Source organism: Hydrogenophaga sp., assembly GCF_035481345.1.
Taxonomy (GTDB): domain Bacteria; phylum Pseudomonadota; class Gammaproteobacteria; order Burkholderiales; family Burkholderiaceae_C; genus Hydrogenophaga.
In genome coordinates this window covers 1-18,076 of record NZ_DATIGV010000058.1, presented here as the reverse complement: position 1 = coordinate 18,076, position 18,076 = coordinate 1, and the positions used below count along the sequence as shown (strand labels likewise).

Sequence of the window (18,076 nt, the reverse complement as noted above, 5' to 3'; positions counted from 1 at the left end):
TTGCGCTACATCAAGGGCGTCGCGAATCGCACCTCTGCCGCGCTGACGACGGTGCGTTTTCTCTGACGCATGGGACTAGCATGGGCGCTCGACTTGGAGGTCCTTCCGTGAGCGCCCCATCCATGCTGGCCATGGCCATCGACGCCGGCACGCGCCGGCTGGTGTCCGTGCACCGGCCCCGCCCGGCGCCGGGTCCGCGCGACGTGCTGGTGCGCGTGCGCGCCTGCGGGGTGTGCCGCACGGACCTGCACATCCTCGACGGTGAACTGGCGCGGCGCGAGCCGCCCGCCGTGCCCGGGCACGAGGTGGTCGGTGAGGTGGTGGCCATCGGCGACGGCGCCCGGCGGTTCGCCTTGGGGCAGCGCGTGGGCGTCGGCTGGCTGGGCCGCAGCTGCGGCGCCTGCCCCTATTGCGCCCTGGGGCGCGAGAACCTGTGCGACGCGCCGCTGTTCACCGGCTACGACCGCGACGGGGGATACGCGGAGTACTGCGTGGCCGATGAGCGTTTCTGCTTCGCGTTGCCCGAGGGCGTGGACGATCTGCACGCCGCGCCGCTGCTGTGCGCCGGGCTCATCGGGTTTCGCGCCTGGCGGCTGGCGGGCGGGCGCCGGCCGAAGCGCCTGGGCATCTGGGGCTTTGGCGCGGCGGCGCACATCGTGTGCCAGATTGCCGTGGCGCAGGGCCAGGAGGTGCACGCGTTCACGCGACCGGGCGACGTGGCCGCCCAGGCCTTCGCGCGCCGGCTGGGCGCGCGCTTTGCCGGCGCCAGCACCGAAGCGCCCGAGGGTGCGCTCGACGCCTCCCTGATCTTTGCCCCCGATGGCGCCCTGGTGCCCGCCGCGCTGGCCGCCGCGCGCAAGGGCGGGGTGGTGGTGTGCGGCGGCATCCACATGAGCCCCATCCCGGCGTTCGACTACCGGCTGCTGTGGGGCGAACGCGAGCTGCGCTCCGTGGCCAACCTCACGCGCGAAGACGGGGAGGCGTTCTTCCACCTGCTGCGCGAGGTGCCCGTGCGCACCCACGTGCAGGCCTTCCCGCTCGCCCAGGCCCAGGCGGCCGTGCAGGCGCTGCGCGAGGGGCGGCTGGAGGGCGCGGCGGTGCTGGTGCCCTGAGAAGGTGTGAACGAACCCGGTGTGGCCGCTCTTGCGCCACGTCAAATTCCGCCGGGCGCTTCGTGCCTACATTGAGCCCGTGCGTCCGTGGCGCACCCGATCAACCTTCAGATGAGGAAACCACCATGAGCAACCTGCGACTGCTGGACCCGATGTTCAGCGATTCATTCGACAACGCCATGCGCCGCTTCTTTTCCCCGATGGCGTTCGATGTGGAGCCAGCGCCCCTGCTCAAGATGCGCGTGGACGTGACCGAGAACGACAAGGCCTACGAGGTCAAGGCCGACATTCCCGGCGTCAAGAAAGACGACATCAACGTGCGCATCGATGGCAACGTGGTCCAGATCGACGCCGAGACGCGCAGCGAGAAGGAGACCAAGGGCAACGGCGACAAGGTGCTGCGCAGCGAACGCTATCAGGGCAGCATCTCGCGCACCTTCAGCCTGGCCAGCGACATCGACGAGGGCAAGGTGGACGCGCACTACGCCGATGGCGTGCTGTCGCTGACCCTGCCCAAGAAGGCCGCCACCACCGCGCGCAAGATCGCCATCCAGTGACCGGTGCCGGCGCCAGCTCACCCGACACGCACGCGCCTGGTGCCGCGCTGGCGCATGCGCTGGCTGCTCACCTGGACGCCTCGCTGATCGAAACCCACATTTCCTGGGTGCTGCTCGCGGGCGATCGTGCCTACAAGCTGAAGAAGCCCTTGCGCCTGCCCTTCGTCGACTACTCGACGCCGCAGACGCGCCGCTATTTCTGCCAGGAGGAACTGCGGCTCAACCGCCGGCTCGCGCCCACGCTCTACCTCGACGTGGTCGCGATCACCGGCAGCGTGCACGCGCCCGCGATCGGCGGCGCGGGGCGCGCCATCGACTGGGCGGTGCGCATGCGCCGCTTCCCGGAGGGCGCGCTGTTCAGCGAGCGGCTGCGCGACCGGCGCCTGGGCGAGGCCGAGGTGGATGCCTGCGCGGCCCTGCTCGCGCGCTTCCATCGGGAGGCGCCCGTGGCGCGCCCGGACAGCGGTTTTGCCGGCGCGCCGCAACGCGCGGCGCTCGCCGCCGCGGCGCTGGCGGGTGCAGTGGCGGTCGTCTCCGTCGAGGAAGTGGCGCTGTTGTCCCGTTGGCTGCGCGCGCAGGCGCAGCGGCTGGCGCCGCACTGGGCCGAGCGGCTGCGCACCGGCCATGTGCGCGAGTGCCATGGCGACCTGCACCTGGCCAACCTGATCGTGGTCGACGGCGAGGTCAACGCCTTCGACGGCGTCGAGTTCGACCCGGCCCTGCGCTGGATCGACGTCATCGACGACATCGCCTTCCCGGTGATGGACCTGCGCGCGCGCGGCCGCGGCGACCTGGCGTTTCGCCTGCTCAACGCGTGGCTGGACGCCACCGGCGAGCACAGCGGCTTGCCGGGCCTGCGCCACGCCCTGGTGTACCGCGCGCTGGTGCGGGCCCAGGTGGAATGCCTGCGCGGGCGAGAAGCCTCGGCCCGCCGCTACGTCGAGGCCGCCCTGGACTGGGTGCGCCATGGGCCGCCCTGGCTGGCCGTGATGCATGGCCTGCCCGGCTCGGGCAAGAGCTTCGTGTCGCAGGCCATGCTGCAGGCGCAGGGCGCCATCCGCCTGCGCTCCGACGTCGAGCGCAAGCGCCTGTTCGGCCTGCCGGCCAGTGCCGATTCGCGCGCCAGCGGACAGGACATCTATGGCCAGGAGGCCACGCGGCGCACCTACGACACGCTGTTCGCGTTGGCGCGCACGGCGCTGGAGGCGGGCTTTCCCGTGGTCCTGGACGCGGCCTTCCTGCGCCGCCACGAACGCGAGGCCGCGGCCTCGCTGGCGCGGCGCTTGCACGTGCCCTGGCGCATCGTGCATTGCGAGGCCCCCGACGGGTTGCTGCGCACCCGCCTGCGCGAGCGGCGCGGCGATGCCTCGGAAGCCGGCGAGGACACGCTGGACGCGCTCAGGGGCGTGCAGGAGCCCCTCAGCGAAGACGAGTGGCTGCGGACCGAAGTGGCGTCCCAGGCGCTGGCCACGCGCGCCGCCCTTCACATCGCGTCTTGACGGCGATCCATGCCGCGACCACCGGGCGCTTGCGCGCGACGTCGGATGGCGGGCGGCTGGCGCCCGGTGCCGCAAGCCTTCTTGCGCCACGTCAACTTTCCTTTCGTCGCCGGGCCTAGATTGCTCGCACCGATCAACGAGCCGGAGACCGCCGTGACGAAACCGTCCAATGACAAGCTGCTGTGGATGTACGAGACCATGCTCGTCATCCGCCGCTACGAAGAATCCCTGGCGCAGGTGTACCTGGAAGGCAAGCTGCCGCCGCACATCCAGCAGGGCCTGGCCTTCGACATCGCCTCGGGCCCGGTGCCCGGCGAAATGCACCTGGCCGCCGGGCAGGAGCCCGTGGCCGTGGGCGTGTGCGCCCACCTGAGCGAGGCCGACACGGTGGTGGGCACGCACCGCCCGCACCACTTCGCCATCGCCAAGGGCGTGCCGCTGGACCGCATGACGGCCGAGATATTCGGCAAGGTCACGGGCCTGGGGCGGGGCAAGGGCGGGCACATGCACCTGTTCGATCCGGCGCACCGCTTCAGCTGCAGCGGCATCGTGGGTGCCAGCCTGCCGCCGGCCTGCGGCGCGGCGCTGGCGGCCAAGCTCACGGGCAGCCAGGCGATCGCGGTGGCGTTCTTTGGCGAAGGCGCGGCCAACCAGGGGACGTTCCACGAATCGCTCAACCTCGCGGGCCTGTGGCGCCTGCCCGTGGTCTTCGTGTGCGAGGACAACCGATGGGCGATCTCGGTGGCCAAGGACCAGGCCACGGCCATCGCGTCCAACGCCGAGCGCGCGAAGTCGTACGGCATCGCGGGCATCGCAGTGGAGAAGAACGACGCCATCGCGGTGTACGACGCAGCGGCGCAGGCCGTGGAGCGTGCGCGCCATGGGGGCGGGGCCACGCTGATCGAGGTGAAGACCGATCGCTACTTCGGCCACTTCCAGGGCGACGCCGAGATCTACCGGCCCAAGGCGGAGGTGAGCGAGTTGCGCCAGCACGACCCGATTCCCGCGCTGGCCGCTTCGCTGCGGCGAAGCAAGCTGCTGGACGACGCGCTGGACCGCAGCGTCCGCCAGCGCGCCGAGGCGCGTGTGGCGGCGGCCTTCGAATTCGCTCGAGGCAGCCTGTACCCGGACGCCTCGGAAGCCACGGACCACGTATTCGCCTGAGGGCGAGGAAGGAAGCCCACCATGAGTACCCCTGCGAGCGTTGCCACCAGTGCGCCACGTACTCTCACCATGGCCCAGGCCATCGCCGAAGCGATCGGCCAGGAGATGGAACGCGACCCGCGCGTCTTCGCAATGGGCGAGGACATCGGCCGCTACGGCGGCATCTTCAGCGCCACCGGCGGACTGCTGGAGCGTTTCGGCCCCGAGCGAATCCGCGACACGCCGATCTCGGAGAGCGCCTTCATCGGCGCGGCCACGGGCGCGGCGGCCGAGGGACTGCGGCCCATCGCCGAACTGATGTTCGTGGACTTCTTCGGCGTCTGCATGGACCAGATCTACAACCACCTGGCCAAGAACCGCTACATGTCGGGCGGCCAGGTGAAGCTGCCCGTGGTGCTGATGACGGCCATCGGCGGCGGTTATGGCGACGCGGCCCAGCACTCGCAGTGCCTCTATTCCACCTTCGCGCACATGCCGGGTCTCAAGGTGGTGGTGCCGTCCAATGCGCACGACGCCAAGGGCCTGATGATCCAGGCGATCCGCGACGACAACCCGGTCATGTACTTCTTCCACAAGGGCATCATGGGCCTGCCGTGGATGCAGCACCATGAGGGCGCGAGCACCGCGGTGCCGCAGGAGGCGTACACGATTCCCTTTGGCCAGGCGGCCGTCGTGCGTGAGGGCCGGCACGTGAGCATCGTGACGCTCAGCCAGATGGTGCACAAGGCCATGTTGGCCGCGCGCACCTTGCACACGCAGGGCATCGAGGCCGAGGTCATCGACCTGCGCACCCTGGTGCCACTGGACACGCAGACCGTGCTGCGTTCGGTGGCCAAGACCGGGCGCTTGCTGATCGTCGACGAGGACTACGTCGGTTTCGGCCTGTCGGGCGAGATCGCCGCCGTGGTCGCGGAGCGCATGGATGAAATCGCCCTGGCCGCGCCGATCCGCCGACTGGGCGTGCCGAACGTGCCCATTCCCTACAGCCGGCCGCTGGAGCAGGCGGTGATTCCCTCGGTGACGCGCATCGTCGAGGCCTGCTGCGAGATGGCCGACGCGAAGCTGAAGGCGGCGGCATGACGGAGCGGGCCCGATGAGCGCGATCACCGCAGGCGGCCTGGACCTGGGGCTGCCGCCCGAGAGTTGGACCGGCGTGGACACCGGGGTGCAGGCGCTGCTGGACCGCTGGCTGGTGGCTGAGGGCGAGCCGGTGGCGGCGGGCCAGGTGGTGGCGCGTGCCGTGCTCGTCAAGAGCACGCTGGACATCGTGGCGCCCGCGGCGGGTGTGCTGGAGCGCGTGTTCGTGCCGGCGGGTGCGAACTTCGCGCGCGAGCAGGCGGTGGGCCGCATCGCGAAGGGATGAAGCATGCAGACACCGATGGCGCTGGCGGCCGTGTCCTCGCACGCGGGGCTCTCTCTGGGGCGCTCGCAGCGTGGCGACGCGGCGGGGGTTCACTGGCCCTGCCGCCTGCGCTCCAGCGGCGGCGGCGCGGTGCTGCTGGGCCCGTGGCTGCTGCGCGCCGTGCTGGTGCTGCCGGCTTCGCACCCGCGCCTGCGCCAGGGGCCGGCGGCCGCCGCCCTGTGGTTCGGCGCGCTGCACCGCGACTGGTTGCGAGGCCACGGCATCGACGCCCACTGTTACGAGGGGACGCTGTCCTCGCACTGGGCGTGCTTCGCGGGGCGCGCGCCCGGCGAGGTGCTGGTGGACGGGCGCAAGCTCACCGGCGTCGCGCAGACCTGGCGCCGTGACCGTGTGCAACTGTGGTCGGGCACGCTGCTGAGCCCGGTGCCCTGGTCCATGCTGTGCCGCGAACTGAACCGGCGCGTCGAACACGCGCAGGTGCTGGCCGAGACCACCACCACGGTGCAGTGCTGCCTGGGCTACGCACCCGATACGGCGCGCTGGGCGGCCGAGCTGGCCATCCGTCTGCGCGATGCCAGCATGGACGAGGCAAGTTGCGCCGCATCAATGTCCAGGCCGCGCGCGCGGCCCAGACTGGGGCTTCCCGTCGAGACCATCGCGGCCGACGGCCCCATTCGCCAAGAGGAGTGCTTTCCATGAAGACCGATGAGCAACTGAAGAAGGACGTGGCGGCGGAACTCGCCTGGGACCCCGCCATCAACACCACCCACATCGGCGTGGCCGTGCGCAGCGGCATCGTCACGCTCAGCGGCACGCTGGACACCTACGTGCAGAAGCACGCGGTGGAACGCGCGGTGCGCCGCGTGTCCGGCGTGCGTGGCATCGCGCTGGACCTGGAGGTGCGGCTGGCGCCCGGCCACGCGCGCACCGACAGCGAGATCGCGCAGGCCGCGGCGCACGCGCTGCGCTGGCATTCGCTGGTCCCCGAGGACAAGGTGAAGGTCGAGGTCGAGGACGGCTGGATCCGGCTGTCGGGCGAGACGGATTGGGCGTATCAGCGCGCCAGCGCCGAGCAGTCGGTGCGCCCGCTGGTGGGCGTGCGCGGTGTGACGAACGACATATCGATCAAGGCACGGGCCAACGCCAGCGAGATCTCGCGCGACATCTCATCGGCGCTGGAGCGCCATGCGCGGCGGGAAGCCCAGCGCATCGCCGTGGACGTGGAGGGCGGCGTGGTCACGCTGCGCGGCACCGTCGAGTCGTTGGCCGATCGCCAGGCCGTGGTGGGCACCGCCTACGCGGCCAGGGGCGTCTCGCGCGTGGTCGACCAGCTCGAGGTGGCCGCATGAAAAACGCCCGGTGTCAGCGCCTGGTGGCGCTGCCCGATTGCCATTGAACACAAGGAGAAGGCCATGGCCACCAAACGCAATTCCGGTTCCCCCGCCACCGCCCCGGCAGCGACTCCCGAAGCCGCCTGGGACGCCGCCAGCGATCTGTCGCGCCAGCAAATGACCCTGGCCGCCGAGAGCGCCTGCGCGGTGTTCCGGGGCTTCGAGTCGATGCGAAAGATCCAGGAGAAGGCGGCGCATCAGGCGCTGCAGCACTACTCGCGCGCGGCCGACAAGCTGCGCGAGGCCAGCGGGCCCGCGCAGTTGATGCAGATCCAGGCCGAACTGATGCGCTTCGACCTGGAGGGTGCCACCCAGTACTGGCAGCAGTTGGGCGCCGTGGCGGCCGACACACAGCGCGAGTTGATGGAGTGCTGCACCCACCTGGCCGACAACGGCGCACTGCAGCGCATGGGCTCCATGAGCGACAGCCTGCCGGTGCTGGCAAGCGGGTTCAACGCGCTGTTCCCGTTCAACGGGCGCGCCGAGGCGTCCTGAGTCGCCCGCGCTTCAGTCCGCCCCGCCGCCGGCCCGCTTCGCCAGTTGCTCCAGCACCTCGCGCTTGCCGGTGGTGCGCAGCGAGAGGATGGCGGGCAGGAAGCGCGCCCGCGGTGTGACCTGGCCCGTCTCCCACTTCCACACCGACAGCGTGGAGGTGCCCAGGTAGGCGGCCATGTCTTTCTGTGTGAGGCCCAGGCGCTCGCGCTGGGCCTTGAGGCGCTCGGCGCTGAACACGGCGCGGCGCCCGCGCCGGGGTGCGTCGGCGGCTTCGGCGGCGGCTTCAGGGGCCACGGTTTTCAGCACCTTGTCGGCGCGGCGGCTGGTCTGGCGCAAGGCCACCTGCAGATCACGCACCTGGCGCTTGAGCGCGGCGATCTCGGTGCGGTAGCCCGCCGAGGCCTTGCGCAGCGCGCCCAGTTCGTCCTTCAACTCCTTGCGCGCGACGCGCGCGATTTCCTTCTTCAGTGAGGAAGCAAATGTGGTCATCGTCCCATCCGACGGCAATGGTGCCGAGGGACAGGATAGCGCAGGCGCGGGTTGTGACGAGATGTCACGGGAGGCCGCGAAGGGCGGGCGCTCAGGCCCTCACGACTTCATAACGCAGTTGCGCGAAACCGGTGCCGAAGGCCTTGGCGTCGAGCAGGCGCAGCGGCGGCGAGACGATGCGCCGCGGCAGCAGCGGCGCGCCCGAGCCCAGGGTGACCGAGCCGATGGTCACGATGAGTTCGTCGAGCAGGCCGTGGTCGTGGAACTGACCCACCAGTTCGCCGCCGCCCATGACCCAGAGGTTGCGCCCCTTCGCGGCGGCGACCATCTCGGCGTGCACGGGGCGCACGTCGCCGCGCACGAAATGGATGTCGGCCCCGGGCAGTGCGGCCTGCTCGCGCGAGGAGAACACCCAGCAGGGCAGCGCGTAGGGCCAGGGCTGGCCGTCGGGCTGGCCGGGCTTCACGTGGTGGCGCAGCATCCATTCGTAGGTGGACGAGCCCATGGCGAGCGCGCCCACCCCGGCCATGAAGGTCTCGATGTCGGCGTCGGCGTCGTTGCCCAGCTGGAACAGCCAGTCGAGCGAGTGGTGGTCATCGGCGATGAAGCCGTCGAGCGAGCAGGCGGTGTAGTACTGGGTTTTCATGGCGGCACGGCAGCGATGGACGGGGCCGGGTATTCTCTGCGCCAGCCCGGCGACAGACCGGGCCAATCGTTGAGGAGACACCATGTCCGCTGGAGACTGGAAAGAGCTGTTCACGGCCGCCTGTGCGGGCAATCTGCCCCTGGTGCGGTACCACGTGCGATCGGGCGTGGACCTGAACCACGCGCATCCCGAGTTCCTGTCCACGCCCCTGGTGGCCAGCCTGCTGGAGGGGCAGGAGGCCGTGGCCCACTACCTGCTGGACCACGGCGCGCGGCCGGACCTGCGCTCGGAGCTGGAAGGCCTCACGCCGCTGCAGGCCGCGCGCCAGGCCGGCCTGGGCAGTGTGGAGCAGCGGCTGCTGGCCCTGGGCCTGGACGCATCGCCCGAACCCGCGCGCGAGCCCTGGTGGACGCGCTGGTTCGATCGCCTGATCGCTTAGCGCAGGCCTCGTGCGTCGCGCAGCCCATCCGGTCATGCCTCGCAAAAAAACAAACGGCCCCGAAGGGCCGTTGTCGTGGCTGGCGCGAACCCGCGCCGGGTTTACGCACCGGCTGCCATCGAGGCGATGTCACCGCGGGCGGTGCGGCGCGCTTCGGCGATCTCGGCGCGCACTTGCTCGCGGGTCCGCTGGCTGGCCACGGCGGTGCCGTTGTCGCCGGTGGCGCTTTGGCCGTCGCCCAGGGCGAACAGACCGGCGTCGCGGGCTTCGATGGCTTGCGCACGCACTTCAGCGCGGCTCAGCGTGGAGGTGAAGGGCGGATCGACGAACACGGGGCCTTCAGCGAAGGCGGCGCCGGCGCCGAGGGCCAGGGTCAGGGAGAGGGCGATGCTTTTGGCGGATTTCATGACAGTTCCTTGAAGATAACGGGTGGTTAACGGGGGTTTGCTCTGTATGCCGCTTTGTGTTCGGCATGGGATGAACTGTAAAGATTGCGGACCAGGGAATAAACAGCCGTCGCAGCAATGGAAAGTTGCCGATCTGGAAACAATGCGGGTCCGCTAAGCTCCGGCGCATGCGACGCGACCCCGACGCCCTGTTCAAGACCGTGCTGCAGGTGGTGGCCATCCTGGGCCTCGTCGGGCTGATGGCCATGGTCTTGCACAAGGCCTTCGCGGACGTCTCGGTGCTGTGGCAACAGCATTCCGGCTCGGCGTTCTGGTCCGAACTGGCGCGCTACCTGTTCAAGAACCTCGCCGGCTGAGCGGTGCCCCGGCGCGGCGGCCGAGCTGGCTCAGCCCGGGGCGATGTCGCGCAGCCGGGGCATCAACTGCGTCTGCCCCCGCGGCGTGAGCGCGAGCGCGCGGCCATCGCCGCGGCGCAGCCAGTCCTGGTCGATGAAGTGCCCCAGCACCTGCTCGGCCAGCTCGCCGGCCAGGTGGTCCACGCCCTCGGACCAGTCGTGGCAGGCGTAGGCGTAGCGGCGCCGCCGGCCCGACGGCGCGGGCACCGTGAAGCCGAGGGTGTGCAGCGCCTCGTGCCCGGCGGGCGTGAGGGCCAGGCCCTCAGGCACGGCGTCGAAGGCGCCCTGGCGCACCAGGCCCGAGAACAGCGCCACGCCCAGCTCGCCCGCGAGGTGGCGGTAGCAGCAGCGCGCGAACTTCAGCCGCGCGCGGGCCGGGTGTCGCCAGGCGGGGCTGGTGGCGTCGCGTTCCGACACCGTGGCCAGCGATTCGAGCAGGCGCGCCACCGATTCGTCGGCCAGGGCGTAGTAGCGGTGCCGCCCGCGCGGCTCCACGCGGATCAGCCGGCCGTCGAGCAGCTTGCCCAGGTGCCCGCTCGCGGTGGCCGCCGACACATCCGCCACCGCGGCCAGGTCGGAGGCGCTGGCCTTGCGCCCGCCCAGCAGGTGCAGCAGCATGCGCGAGCGCGATGGGTCGGCCAGCAGGCTGGCCACGGCGGCGACGGTGGGTTCGAACGGGGCGTGCATGGTGGGGCGATCATGGCATCGCGTGCCGCTCCTGCGCGAAGGTGCCGGGCACGCTGGCGAGCCAGGTGCGTTCCTCGCGCAAGATGAAGCGCTGCGTGCGCGCGCGCTCGAAGTTGGCGCGCCCGGCTTCGTCGGTGCGCAGGCGGGCGCGGTAGCGCTCGTAGGCGGCGAGGTCGTCGAAGCCGATGAGGCCCCAGGCGATGTCGTTCGTGCCTTCGCTCGGCACGAAGTAGCCGATGAGGTGGCCGCCGCAGCGCGGAATGATCTCGCCCCAGTGTTTCGCGTAGTCGGCGAAGGCGGGGATCTGGAAGGGGTCGAGCTGGTAGCGGATGAAGCAGACGGTGTTCATGGTGGGTCTCCTGATCGAGGGATCCACTGTGGCGCACGCGGTGCACGGCACGCTTCGGCGCGTGCCGAAGTGTGGGCGGTGTCAGCCGGCGCGCCCGCGCAGCAGCCAGCGCTCGGCCAGCACCAGCAGCGCGTGGCCCGCCAGGCCGATCAGGCTCAGCAGGACCAGGCAGGCGAAAAGTTCGCTCGCGCGGTAGGCGCGCGCGGCGAGCAGGATGGCCAGTCCCAGGCCTTCCTGTGAGGCCAGCATCTCGCCGAGGGTGCCGACGATGAGCGACACCGTGAGCGACAGGCGCAGGCCGGCCACGATGTCGGGCGCCGCATGGGGCAGGCCCATCTTCCAGAGGAAGGCCACGCGCGACAGCCGCAGGCAGCGCGCCACGTCGACCAGGCGGGGCTCGATGGCGGTGATGCCGTGCACCGTGCCCAGCAGGGTCGGCCAGAGCGCGCCGAAGGCGATGACGAACAGCACCATGGCCGGCGACAGGCCGTACAGCGCGATGGCCAGCGGCATCACCGCCGAGGCGGGCAGCGGCCGCAGGAACTCCAGCGTGGGCTGAACCCAGGGGCGCAGCGTGGCTGAACCGGCGATGGCGGCGCCGAGCGCCACGCCCGCCAGCGAGGCCAGCAGCCAGCCCTGCAGCACGCGCACGGCCGTGCTCAGGCTGGCGCGCAACAGATCGCCGCGCACGCCCTCGGCCAGGCTGGCCGCGGTGGCCTCGGGCGTGGGCAGGAAGGCGGGGCTGAGCCAGCCCGCGTGGCTGATGGCCCACCACACCACGAGCAGTGCGGCGAGCAGGGCCAGCGAGGCGGGCCAGGTGCTGGGGCGGGTGTTCATCCAGCGCCCATGACGCCCATGCGGCGGTCCAGCGCGCGTTGCAGCCTCAGCGCGCTGGCGTTGAGCAGCACGCCGATCAGGCCGATCCAGGCCAGCCAGCCGATCATCATGGCCGGCGCCAGGCTTTGCTGGGCCAGCAGCATGGCGTAGCCCATGCCATGCGGGTTGCCGGCGAGTTCGACCGTCACGGCGATGACCAGGGCGGAGCCCATGCCCAGGCGCAGGGCCGTGAACACGCGCGGCGCGATGGCGGGCAGCACGATCTTGCGGATGCGCTGCGGGAGGGACAGCCCGAGCAGCCGGCCGAGTTCGAGCAGTTGCGGGTCCACTCGGCGCACAGCCGCCTGGATCAGCAGCAGTTGGGACCAGAAGGTGCCGAAGGCCACCAGGCTGAGTTCCAGGCCGGTGCCGAAGCCGAACAGCAGCATCGCCAGCGGCAGCAGCGCCACGGAGGGCAGTGGCCGCAGCAGTTCGATGCTGAGGAAGGTGGAGCGCGAGGCGCGCGCCGACAGGCCCAGGCCGATGCCGGCCAGGGTGCCCAGCCCCGCGCCGAGCAGCAGGCCCAGCGCGGCAGCGCCCAGCGTGAAGCCGGTGGCGGGCCATAGCGAACCGTCCAGGGCCGCCTGCGCCAGGGCGCGCAGCGCGGCACTGGGCGGCGCCAGCACCTCGCTGCCCAGCGCCGCCGCGCGCCGGGTGGCGGTTTCGAACAGGCCCAGCAGCAAGAGGGGGAAAGCCGTGGCGCGCAGCGCGCGCCACGCCCAGCCCGCGCCGCGCGGCTCAGGCATGGCCCCGCTCGATGTGGTCGAACAACTCGCGGCGCAGGTGCAGGAAGGTCGTGTCTTCCCGGGTGGCCAACTGGTGGCGCGGGCGCTCGATGGGCACCTCGATGGCGTGCGCCAGGCTGGGCCGGTCCGGCCCGGGGTGGGCGCGCATCGCGATCACGCGGTCGCCGAGGTAGATCGCTTCCTCCAGGTCGTGCGTGACGAAGAGGACGGTGAGCTGGTGTTCGCGCGCCAGGCGAGCCAGCTCGTCCTGCAGGCCCTGCCGCGTGAGCGCGTCCAGGGCGCCGAAGGGCTCGTCCAGCAGCATGAGCGTGGGCCGCTGCGCCAGGCAGCGGGCGATCTGCGCGCGCTGCTGCATGCCGCCCGACAGCTGCGCCGGAAAGTACCGGCCGTGCCGCTGCAGGCCCACCTTGCGCAGCGCATCCGCGATGCGGCCGGGCCATTCGCCGCGCGGCGTGCGGGCGGCCTCCAGCGCCAGGGCCACGTTGCCTTCGACCGTGCGCCATGGCAGCAGCGCGCGGCCGTAGTCCTGGAACACCATCGCCGTTTCGCGCGAGGGTTCGGTGACCAGGCGGCCGTTGCGCCGCACCTCGCCCTGGCTGGGTGGCAGCAGCCCGGCGGCGGCGCGCAGCAGCGTGGTCTTGCCGCAGCCGCTGGGGCCGACGATGCAGACGAACTCGCCACGCGCGATGTCCAGGCGGGTGAGCGAGACGACGTCCTGGCCGCCCAGGCGGACCGTCACGCGGTCGAAGCGGAGGAAGGGTTCGCTCGGCGGGTCCGCGGTGGGGGCGTGGGGGTTCACTTGGCGATGAGGCGGTCGACGTCGGGCACGGTCTTCAGCATGTTCTGCTCCCGCATCAGGTCGACCCAGTAGGCCAGTTGCTCCCTGTCGATCTCCGCGTTGGGCCGCACGATCGGAATCTTGTTCAGCACCTCGGACGGCAGTTTCAGGAAGCGGGCCAGGGCGGCACGAACCCGGGCATCGTTGTGCGGCTGCCGCACGAAACGGGCGCCTTCGCGCACCGCCTCGCGAAAGCCGCGCACGGTCTCGGGGTTCTGCCGGACCCAGTCGCGGAGCGCGGCGTACAGCACGGTGGGGCGGTTGTCGGGCAGGAAGGTCAGGTAGTAGGAAACGACGTGGCCGATGTTGCTATCGACCATGCGGCTCATGTAGGGCTCGCCCGTCAGCAAGGCGTCGACGGAGCCGCCGCGCAGCAGGTCGACGTGCAAGGGGAAGGGCGCCTCGACGAACTGGATCCGCCGGTGGTCCACGCCCTGCTGCTTGAGCCAGGCGCGGAACGTGATGTGCAGGAAGGCGTCCAGCCCTGGCACGCCGATCTTCTTGCCCACGCAGTCCGCCGCCGTGTGGATGCCCAAGCCGGCGCGGGCCACCAGCCCGGCGTGGGTGATCTCCTTGGACGTCACGGCGCCGCCCGAGACCACCACCAGGTCCAGCCCGCCGTTCACGGCCTGCACCAGCACCGAGGCGGTGGGCCCGCCGATGTGCAGCGCGCCCGATTGCAGCGCGGCGGGGATCGTCGGGTTCAGGGGAATCAACCGCGGTTCGACCTCGAGCTTGCGCTGGCGGAAGAACCCCTCGTTGACCGCCACGAAGACCGAGGCGAAGTCCGTCACCCCGGTGTAGCCGAAGACCACGGGGGGCGGCGCGGCCCACAAGACCCGGGGCGCGCCCAAGCTGGCGGCGGCGGTGCCGGAGGCGGAGAGGAAACGGCGTCGGGAGAGCGGCATGGCGGAACTCCGGGAAGGTTCTGGGTCCACCACCGCCGGTGGCGGGGCGCCCGTTCACTCCCTTGACGTTGGAGGGCGGCGGGTGGCCATTCTGATCGTTTTCGGGGCGACCAGCGGTTGTCGATTTTCCGAGCCGTCCCCCGTCGTGACAATGCCAGCGTTGCTGTTTCCTGGCGCCCAGCCGACCCATGAGAAATCATGGTTTCTTCATAAATTTGTACCCAAGGAGTCCCTCATGCCCACCGGAACCGTTCGCCTCCACCGCGTCCTCAAGGCCCCGCCGCAGCGCGTCTTTCGCGCCTTCACGGAACCCGCCGCCATGTGCCGCTGGCTGCCGCCCTACGGCTTCACGGCCGAGGTGCAGCAGATGGAGGCGCGCCTGGGCGGCAAGCACCGCATGTCCTTCACCAACTTCGGCACCGGCCAGTCGCACGGCTTCGGCGGCGAGTACCTGGAGTTCGTGCCCGGTGAGCGCCTGCGCTACACCGACACCTTCGACGACCCGAACCTGCCCGGCACCATCACCGTGACGGTGACGTTCAAGGCCGTGTCTTGCGGCACCGAGCTCAACGTGGTGCAGGAGGGCATCCCCGAAGCGATTCCCACCGAGATGTGCTACCTCGGCTGGCAGGAATCGCTGGAGCAACTCGCGAAGCTGGTGGAGCCCGAGATCCCCAACGAGTGAGCCCCGCGCGCGGGCGGCGGTTCAGAGGAACATGCCGCCCGAGACCTCGATGCGCTGCGCGTTGATCCAGCGGTTCTGCGGCAGCAGCAGCGTGGCGATCGCGTCGCCGATGTCGTCGGCCTGGCCCACGCGGCCCAGCGCGGTCTGCGAGGCGATGAAATCGTTCACGGCCTTGTTGTCGCGCACGGTGCCGCCGCCGAAGTCCGTCTCGATCGCGCCCGGCGCCACCACGTTCACCGCGATGCCGCGTGGCCCCAGCTCCTTGGCCAGGTAGCGCGTCAGCACCTCCACGCCGCCTTTCATGGCCGCATAGGCCGCGTAGCCCGGCAGCGCGAAACGCGCCAGCCCGGTGGAGACGTTCACGATGCGACCGCCATCGGCGATCAGGGGCAGCAGCGCCTGCGTGAGGAAGAACGTGCCTTTGAGGTGGACGTTCATCAGCTCGTCGAACTGCGCCTCCGCGGTGTCCGCGAAGGGCGCGTGGATGCCGACGCCGGCGTTGTTCACGAGGTAATCGAATCGCTCGCGCTGCCACGTGGCGCGCAGTCGCTCGCGCACGGTCTGCGCGAAAGCGGGGAAGCTGCGGCTGTCGCCGACGTCCAACGGCAGCGCCACGGCGCGTGCGCCGAGTCGCTCGATCTCGGCGACGGCGGCCTGCGCTTCGTCGGCGCGGCTGCGGTAAGTGAGGATCACGTCCACGCCGCGCGCGGCGAGCTTGAGCGCGGTGTTGCGGCCCAGGCCGCGGCTGGCGCCCGTGACCAGGGCGATGGGGTTCGTGTTCATGCTGAAGTCCTGAAGAAAGTGGATCGGTGAAGGCAGTCTATTGATCGGATATCAATAGATAAATCACCTCGAATCGTTCAATATGTTCGGTTTGAAAGAACAATGGAACGCCACCCATGAACACCCTGGACGCCATGAAAGTCTTCGCCCGCGTGGCCGAGTTGGGCAGCTTCACCCAGGCGGCCAACAGCCTGGGTCTGCCCAAGGCCAGCGTGTCGGGCGCCGTGCAGCAACTCGAGGCCATGGTGGGCACGCGGCTGCTGCAACGCACCACCCGGCGCGTGGCCGTCACGCAGGACGGCCAGGTCTTCCACGAGCGCTGCCGCGACCTGCTCGACGACGTGGAAGACCTGCGCACCCTGTTCCAGCCCGAGGGCGCCGTGCTCAAGGGCCGCCTGCGCGTGGACATGCCGATCGGCGTGGCGCGCCACATGGTGCTGCCGCGCCTGCCGGACTTCCTGGCCGCGCACCCGCAGCTCGAGCTGGAGCTCAGCAGCACCGACCGCCGCGTGGACCTGGTGCGCGAAGGCTTCGACTGCGTGCTGCGCATCGGCTCGCTGGCCGACTCCAGCCTGGTGGCGCGACCCCTGGGCGGCTGCGAGCTGGTGAACGTGGCCAGCGCGGCCTACGTGCGCGCCCACGGCAAGCCCACGCGGCTGGAGCAGCTCGCGGCGCACCGGCTGGTGCACTACGTCGGCACGCTGGGCGCGCGCTCACCCGGCTTCGAGTACCTCGACGGGGCCGGCCACACGCACTTCCTGCCCATGGCCGGGGCGCTCACCGTGGACAACTCCGAGGCCTACATGGGCGCCTGCCTGGCGGGCCTGGGCATCGTGCAGGTGCCGCGCTGGGGCGTGGCCGAGCGCCTGCGCGCGGGCGAAGTCGTCGAACTGCTGCCGCGCCACAAGGCCGCCCCCATGCCGGTGAACCTGCTCTACGCGCACCGGCGCCACCTGCCGCGGCGGGCGCAGGTGTTCATGCAGTGGTTGAGCGAGGTGGTGGGGCCGATGACGGTGCCCCTGGCGCGCGGACGCTGAAGGCAGGCCCGTTCAAGCGCCGGGGAACAGCAGGGACCGGTGCGTGGCCGCGCCGGCCATGGCGCCATCGCCCACCGCCAGCGCCACGTTGCCGGCCGCGCGTGCGAGATCGCCACAGGCGAAGACGCCGGGCACGCTGGTGGCCTTCATGGCGTCGGTGCGAACGAACTCGCCCATGGGGCTTTGCTCCATGGCGCAGCCCAGTTGCGCGGCGATCGGCGTGGCCGGGCGCGTCCAGCTCATGGTGAACAGGCCGTCCATGGGCAGGCGGCGGTCGTCCTCCAGCTCCACCGTGGCGTGGTCCACCAGGCGGCGCACGGGTGTGCGCTCCACGGCCACGCCGCGCGCGGCGAGTTCGCGCCCTTGCTCGTCGCTGGGCGTGAAGGCCTCGTCGAGGAACAGCGTCACCTGGCCCCAGTCGGGCAGCATCAGCGCGTGGTGCATGGCGAGTTCGCTGCGCGCGAGCACACCGATGCGGCCCTGCTGCAACTCGTAGCCGTGGCAGTAGGGACAGTGGAAAACGGCGCGGCCCCAGCGCTCGGCCAGGCCTTCGATGGGCGGCAACTGGTCTTCCACGCCGGTGGCGAGCACCAGGCGCGCGGCGTGCAGCGTGGTGCCGTCGCTGGTGTGCAGTGCGAAGCCTTCGTCGGTGCGCGCGGCGCTCGTGACGCTGGCGCCGATCCAGCGCACCGTGGGGTAGGCGCGCAACTGCGCCTGCGCCTCGGCGGCGATGTCCTGCGGCGGCCGGCCGTCCTGCCCCAGGAAGCCGTGCGAAGACGCGGCGAAGCGGTTGCGGCGCTGGCCGGCGTCGATGACGAGCAGGCGGCGGCGCGCGCGCGCCAGTTGCAGGCCGGCGGACACGCCGGCGTAGCTGCCGCCCACGATGGCGGCGTCGAATCGTTCAGTGTTCATGCAAGTGCTCCCGGTGCGGATGGGCGCGAAAGCGCCGGTCGAAGTCGGCCGCGAGGTCGGCCAGGGTGATGGCCGCCAGGCGCTGGTCGATCAGCGCGCGCGCGGCGGCGAGGGTGTCGTCCAGCGCGGCGTTCACCGCCTGCTCGACCAGGCAGGCCGGGTTCTCGCTGCGGTGGCCCATGGCGAACACCGCGGGCGCCCCCACAGCCTCGTACACGTCGCGCAGCGTGACGCGGCGCAGGTCGACGGCGATGGCCCAGCCGCCGCCATGGCCCTTGCCCGCGACGACGAAACCCGC

25 protein-coding genes are annotated in these 18,076 nt (G+C 71.1%); 13 read left to right on the top strand and 12 right to left on the bottom strand.

From position 1 onward, the window contains the following. Positions 1-122: 122 nt before the first annotated feature. The 9 genes from VLG41_RS06170 (at position 123) to VLG41_RS06130 (ending at position 7,581) form a co-directional block, all read left to right on the top strand. Positions 123-1,112, top strand: a complete 990-nt coding sequence (locus tag VLG41_RS06170; protein WP_325348538.1) for a zinc-dependent alcohol dehydrogenase family protein — start codon at positions 123-125, stop codon at positions 1,110-1,112. Positions 1,113-1,237: 125 nt separating this feature from the next. Further along, a complete protein-coding gene (locus VLG41_RS06165; RefSeq protein ID WP_325348512.1) occupies positions 1,238-1,669 on the top strand; it encodes an Hsp20/alpha crystallin family protein in 432 nt (143 codons plus the stop codon). Continuing rightward, positions 1,666-3,168: an AAA family ATPase gene (locus tag VLG41_RS06160; protein ID WP_325348511.1), complete on the top strand. Its 1,503-nt coding sequence runs from the start codon at positions 1,666-1,668 to the stop codon at positions 3,166-3,168. Before VLG41_RS06165 ends, VLG41_RS06160 begins: the two co-directional genes overlap by 4 nt. Positions 3,169-3,321: 153 nt before the next feature. Beyond that, complete coding sequence (locus VLG41_RS06155) at positions 3,322-4,332, top strand: thiamine pyrophosphate-dependent dehydrogenase E1 component subunit alpha (protein WP_325348510.1); 1,011 nt, start codon at positions 3,322-3,324, stop codon at positions 4,330-4,332. 21 nt (positions 4,333-4,353) lie between these two features. Then, positions 4,354-5,412, top strand: a complete 1,059-nt coding sequence (locus VLG41_RS06150; RefSeq protein ID WP_325348509.1) for an alpha-ketoacid dehydrogenase subunit beta — start codon at positions 4,354-4,356, stop codon at positions 5,410-5,412. Between the two features lie 13 nt (positions 5,413-5,425). Then, on the top strand, positions 5,426-5,695 hold the full coding sequence (locus VLG41_RS06145) for a lipoyl domain-containing protein (RefSeq protein WP_325348508.1): 270 nt from the start codon (positions 5,426-5,428) through the stop codon (positions 5,693-5,695). Positions 5,696-5,698: 3 nt separating this feature from the next. Beyond that, positions 5,699-6,394 carry a hypothetical protein gene (locus VLG41_RS06140; RefSeq protein WP_325348507.1) on the top strand — a complete coding sequence of 232 codons (696 nt, stop codon included), beginning with the start codon at positions 5,699-5,701 and terminating at the stop codon, positions 6,392-6,394. Further along, positions 6,391-7,044, top strand: a complete 654-nt coding sequence (locus VLG41_RS06135; protein WP_325348506.1) for a BON domain-containing protein — start codon at positions 6,391-6,393, stop codon at positions 7,042-7,044. Before VLG41_RS06140 ends, VLG41_RS06135 begins: the two co-directional genes overlap by 4 nt. A gap of 63 nt (positions 7,045-7,107) precedes the next feature. Beyond that, complete coding sequence (locus VLG41_RS06130; RefSeq protein WP_325348505.1) at positions 7,108-7,581, top strand: phasin family protein; 474 nt, start codon at positions 7,108-7,110, stop codon at positions 7,579-7,581. A 12-nt stretch (positions 7,582-7,593) separates the two neighbouring features. Here the strand turns inward: VLG41_RS06130 and VLG41_RS06125 are convergent, their stop codons facing one another. Continuing rightward, positions 7,594-8,070, bottom strand: coding sequence for a helix-turn-helix domain-containing protein (locus tag VLG41_RS06125; protein ID WP_325348504.1), 477 nt, complete (start codon positions 8,068-8,070; stop codon positions 7,594-7,596). A 91-nt stretch (positions 8,071-8,161) separates the two neighbouring features. After that, positions 8,162-8,716: a dihydrofolate reductase family protein gene (locus VLG41_RS06120; protein WP_325348503.1), complete on the bottom strand. Its 555-nt coding sequence runs from the start codon at positions 8,714-8,716 to the stop codon at positions 8,162-8,164. Between the two features lie 82 nt (positions 8,717-8,798). Between VLG41_RS06120 and VLG41_RS06115 the strand changes: the two genes are divergently transcribed. Next, positions 8,799-9,155, top strand: coding sequence for an ankyrin repeat domain-containing protein (locus VLG41_RS06115; RefSeq protein ID WP_325348502.1), 357 nt, complete (start codon positions 8,799-8,801; stop codon positions 9,153-9,155). 101 nt (positions 9,156-9,256) lie between these two features. On the opposite strand, the gene VLG41_RS06110 is transcribed toward VLG41_RS06115, so the two are convergent. Then, the gene (locus VLG41_RS06110) at positions 9,257-9,562 is read right to left on the bottom strand and encodes a DUF4148 domain-containing protein (protein ID WP_325348501.1); all 306 of its coding nucleotides are present in this window, start codon (positions 9,560-9,562) and stop codon (positions 9,257-9,259) included. 167 nt (positions 9,563-9,729) lie between these two features. Between VLG41_RS06110 and VLG41_RS06105 the strand changes: the two genes are divergently transcribed. Then, positions 9,730-9,918, top strand: coding sequence for a hypothetical protein (locus tag VLG41_RS06105; protein ID WP_325348500.1), 189 nt, complete (start codon positions 9,730-9,732; stop codon positions 9,916-9,918). Positions 9,919-9,948: 30 nt separating this feature from the next. Here VLG41_RS06105 and VLG41_RS06100 read toward each other — a convergent pair whose 3' ends face one another. The 6 genes from VLG41_RS06100 to VLG41_RS06075 form a co-directional block, all read right to left on the bottom strand. Further along, positions 9,949-10,644, bottom strand: coding sequence for a helix-turn-helix transcriptional regulator (locus tag VLG41_RS06100; RefSeq protein WP_325348499.1), 696 nt, complete (start codon positions 10,642-10,644; stop codon positions 9,949-9,951). Positions 10,645-10,654: 10 nt separating this feature from the next. Next, positions 10,655-10,993: an NIPSNAP family protein gene (locus VLG41_RS06095; protein ID WP_325348498.1), complete on the bottom strand. Its 339-nt coding sequence runs from the start codon at positions 10,991-10,993 to the stop codon at positions 10,655-10,657. An 81-nt stretch (positions 10,994-11,074) separates the two neighbouring features. Beyond that, positions 11,075-11,830 carry an ABC transporter permease gene (locus VLG41_RS06090; RefSeq protein ID WP_325348497.1) on the bottom strand — a complete coding sequence of 252 codons (756 nt, stop codon included), beginning with the start codon at positions 11,828-11,830 and terminating at the stop codon, positions 11,075-11,077. Beyond that, the gene (locus VLG41_RS06085; RefSeq protein ID WP_325348496.1) at positions 11,827-12,615 is read right to left on the bottom strand and encodes an ABC transporter permease; all 789 of its coding nucleotides are present in this window, start codon (positions 12,613-12,615) and stop codon (positions 11,827-11,829) included. The genes VLG41_RS06090 and VLG41_RS06085 overlap by 4 nt, the downstream gene beginning before the upstream one ends. After that, on the bottom strand, positions 12,608-13,414 hold the full coding sequence (locus tag VLG41_RS06080; protein ID WP_325348495.1) for an ABC transporter ATP-binding protein: 807 nt from the start codon (positions 13,412-13,414) through the stop codon (positions 12,608-12,610). Before VLG41_RS06080 ends, VLG41_RS06085 begins: the two co-directional genes overlap by 8 nt. Further along, entirely contained in the window at positions 13,411-14,361 is a 951-nt protein-coding gene (locus VLG41_RS06075) for an ABC transporter substrate-binding protein (protein WP_325348494.1), read from the bottom strand. The genes VLG41_RS06080 and VLG41_RS06075 overlap by 4 nt, the downstream gene beginning before the upstream one ends. A gap of 235 nt (positions 14,362-14,596) precedes the next feature. Here VLG41_RS06075 and VLG41_RS06070 point away from each other — a divergent pair, with 235 nt between their 5' ends. After that, positions 14,597-15,046, top strand: a complete 450-nt coding sequence (locus tag VLG41_RS06070; protein ID WP_325348493.1) for an SRPBCC family protein — start codon at positions 14,597-14,599, stop codon at positions 15,044-15,046. 21 nt (positions 15,047-15,067) lie between these two features. Here VLG41_RS06070 and VLG41_RS06065 read toward each other — a convergent pair whose 3' ends face one another. Further along, positions 15,068-15,829: an SDR family NAD(P)-dependent oxidoreductase gene (locus VLG41_RS06065; protein ID WP_325348492.1), complete on the bottom strand. Its 762-nt coding sequence runs from the start codon at positions 15,827-15,829 to the stop codon at positions 15,068-15,070. Positions 15,830-15,945: 116 nt separating this feature from the next. Between VLG41_RS06065 and VLG41_RS06060 the strand changes: the two genes are divergently transcribed. Then, positions 15,946-16,866, top strand: a complete 921-nt coding sequence (locus VLG41_RS06060; RefSeq protein ID WP_325348491.1) for a LysR family transcriptional regulator — start codon at positions 15,946-15,948, stop codon at positions 16,864-16,866. A gap of 12 nt (positions 16,867-16,878) precedes the next feature. Here VLG41_RS06060 and VLG41_RS06055 read toward each other — a convergent pair whose 3' ends face one another. After that, positions 16,879-17,778, bottom strand: coding sequence for an NAD(P)/FAD-dependent oxidoreductase (locus tag VLG41_RS06055; protein WP_325348490.1), 900 nt, complete (start codon positions 17,776-17,778; stop codon positions 16,879-16,881). Next, positions 17,768-18,076, bottom strand: a 309-nt coding sequence (locus VLG41_RS06050; protein WP_325348489.1) for an Rrf2 family transcriptional regulator, incomplete at its 5' end; no start/stop codon positions are given. The genes VLG41_RS06050 and VLG41_RS06055, both read right to left, overlap by 11 nt.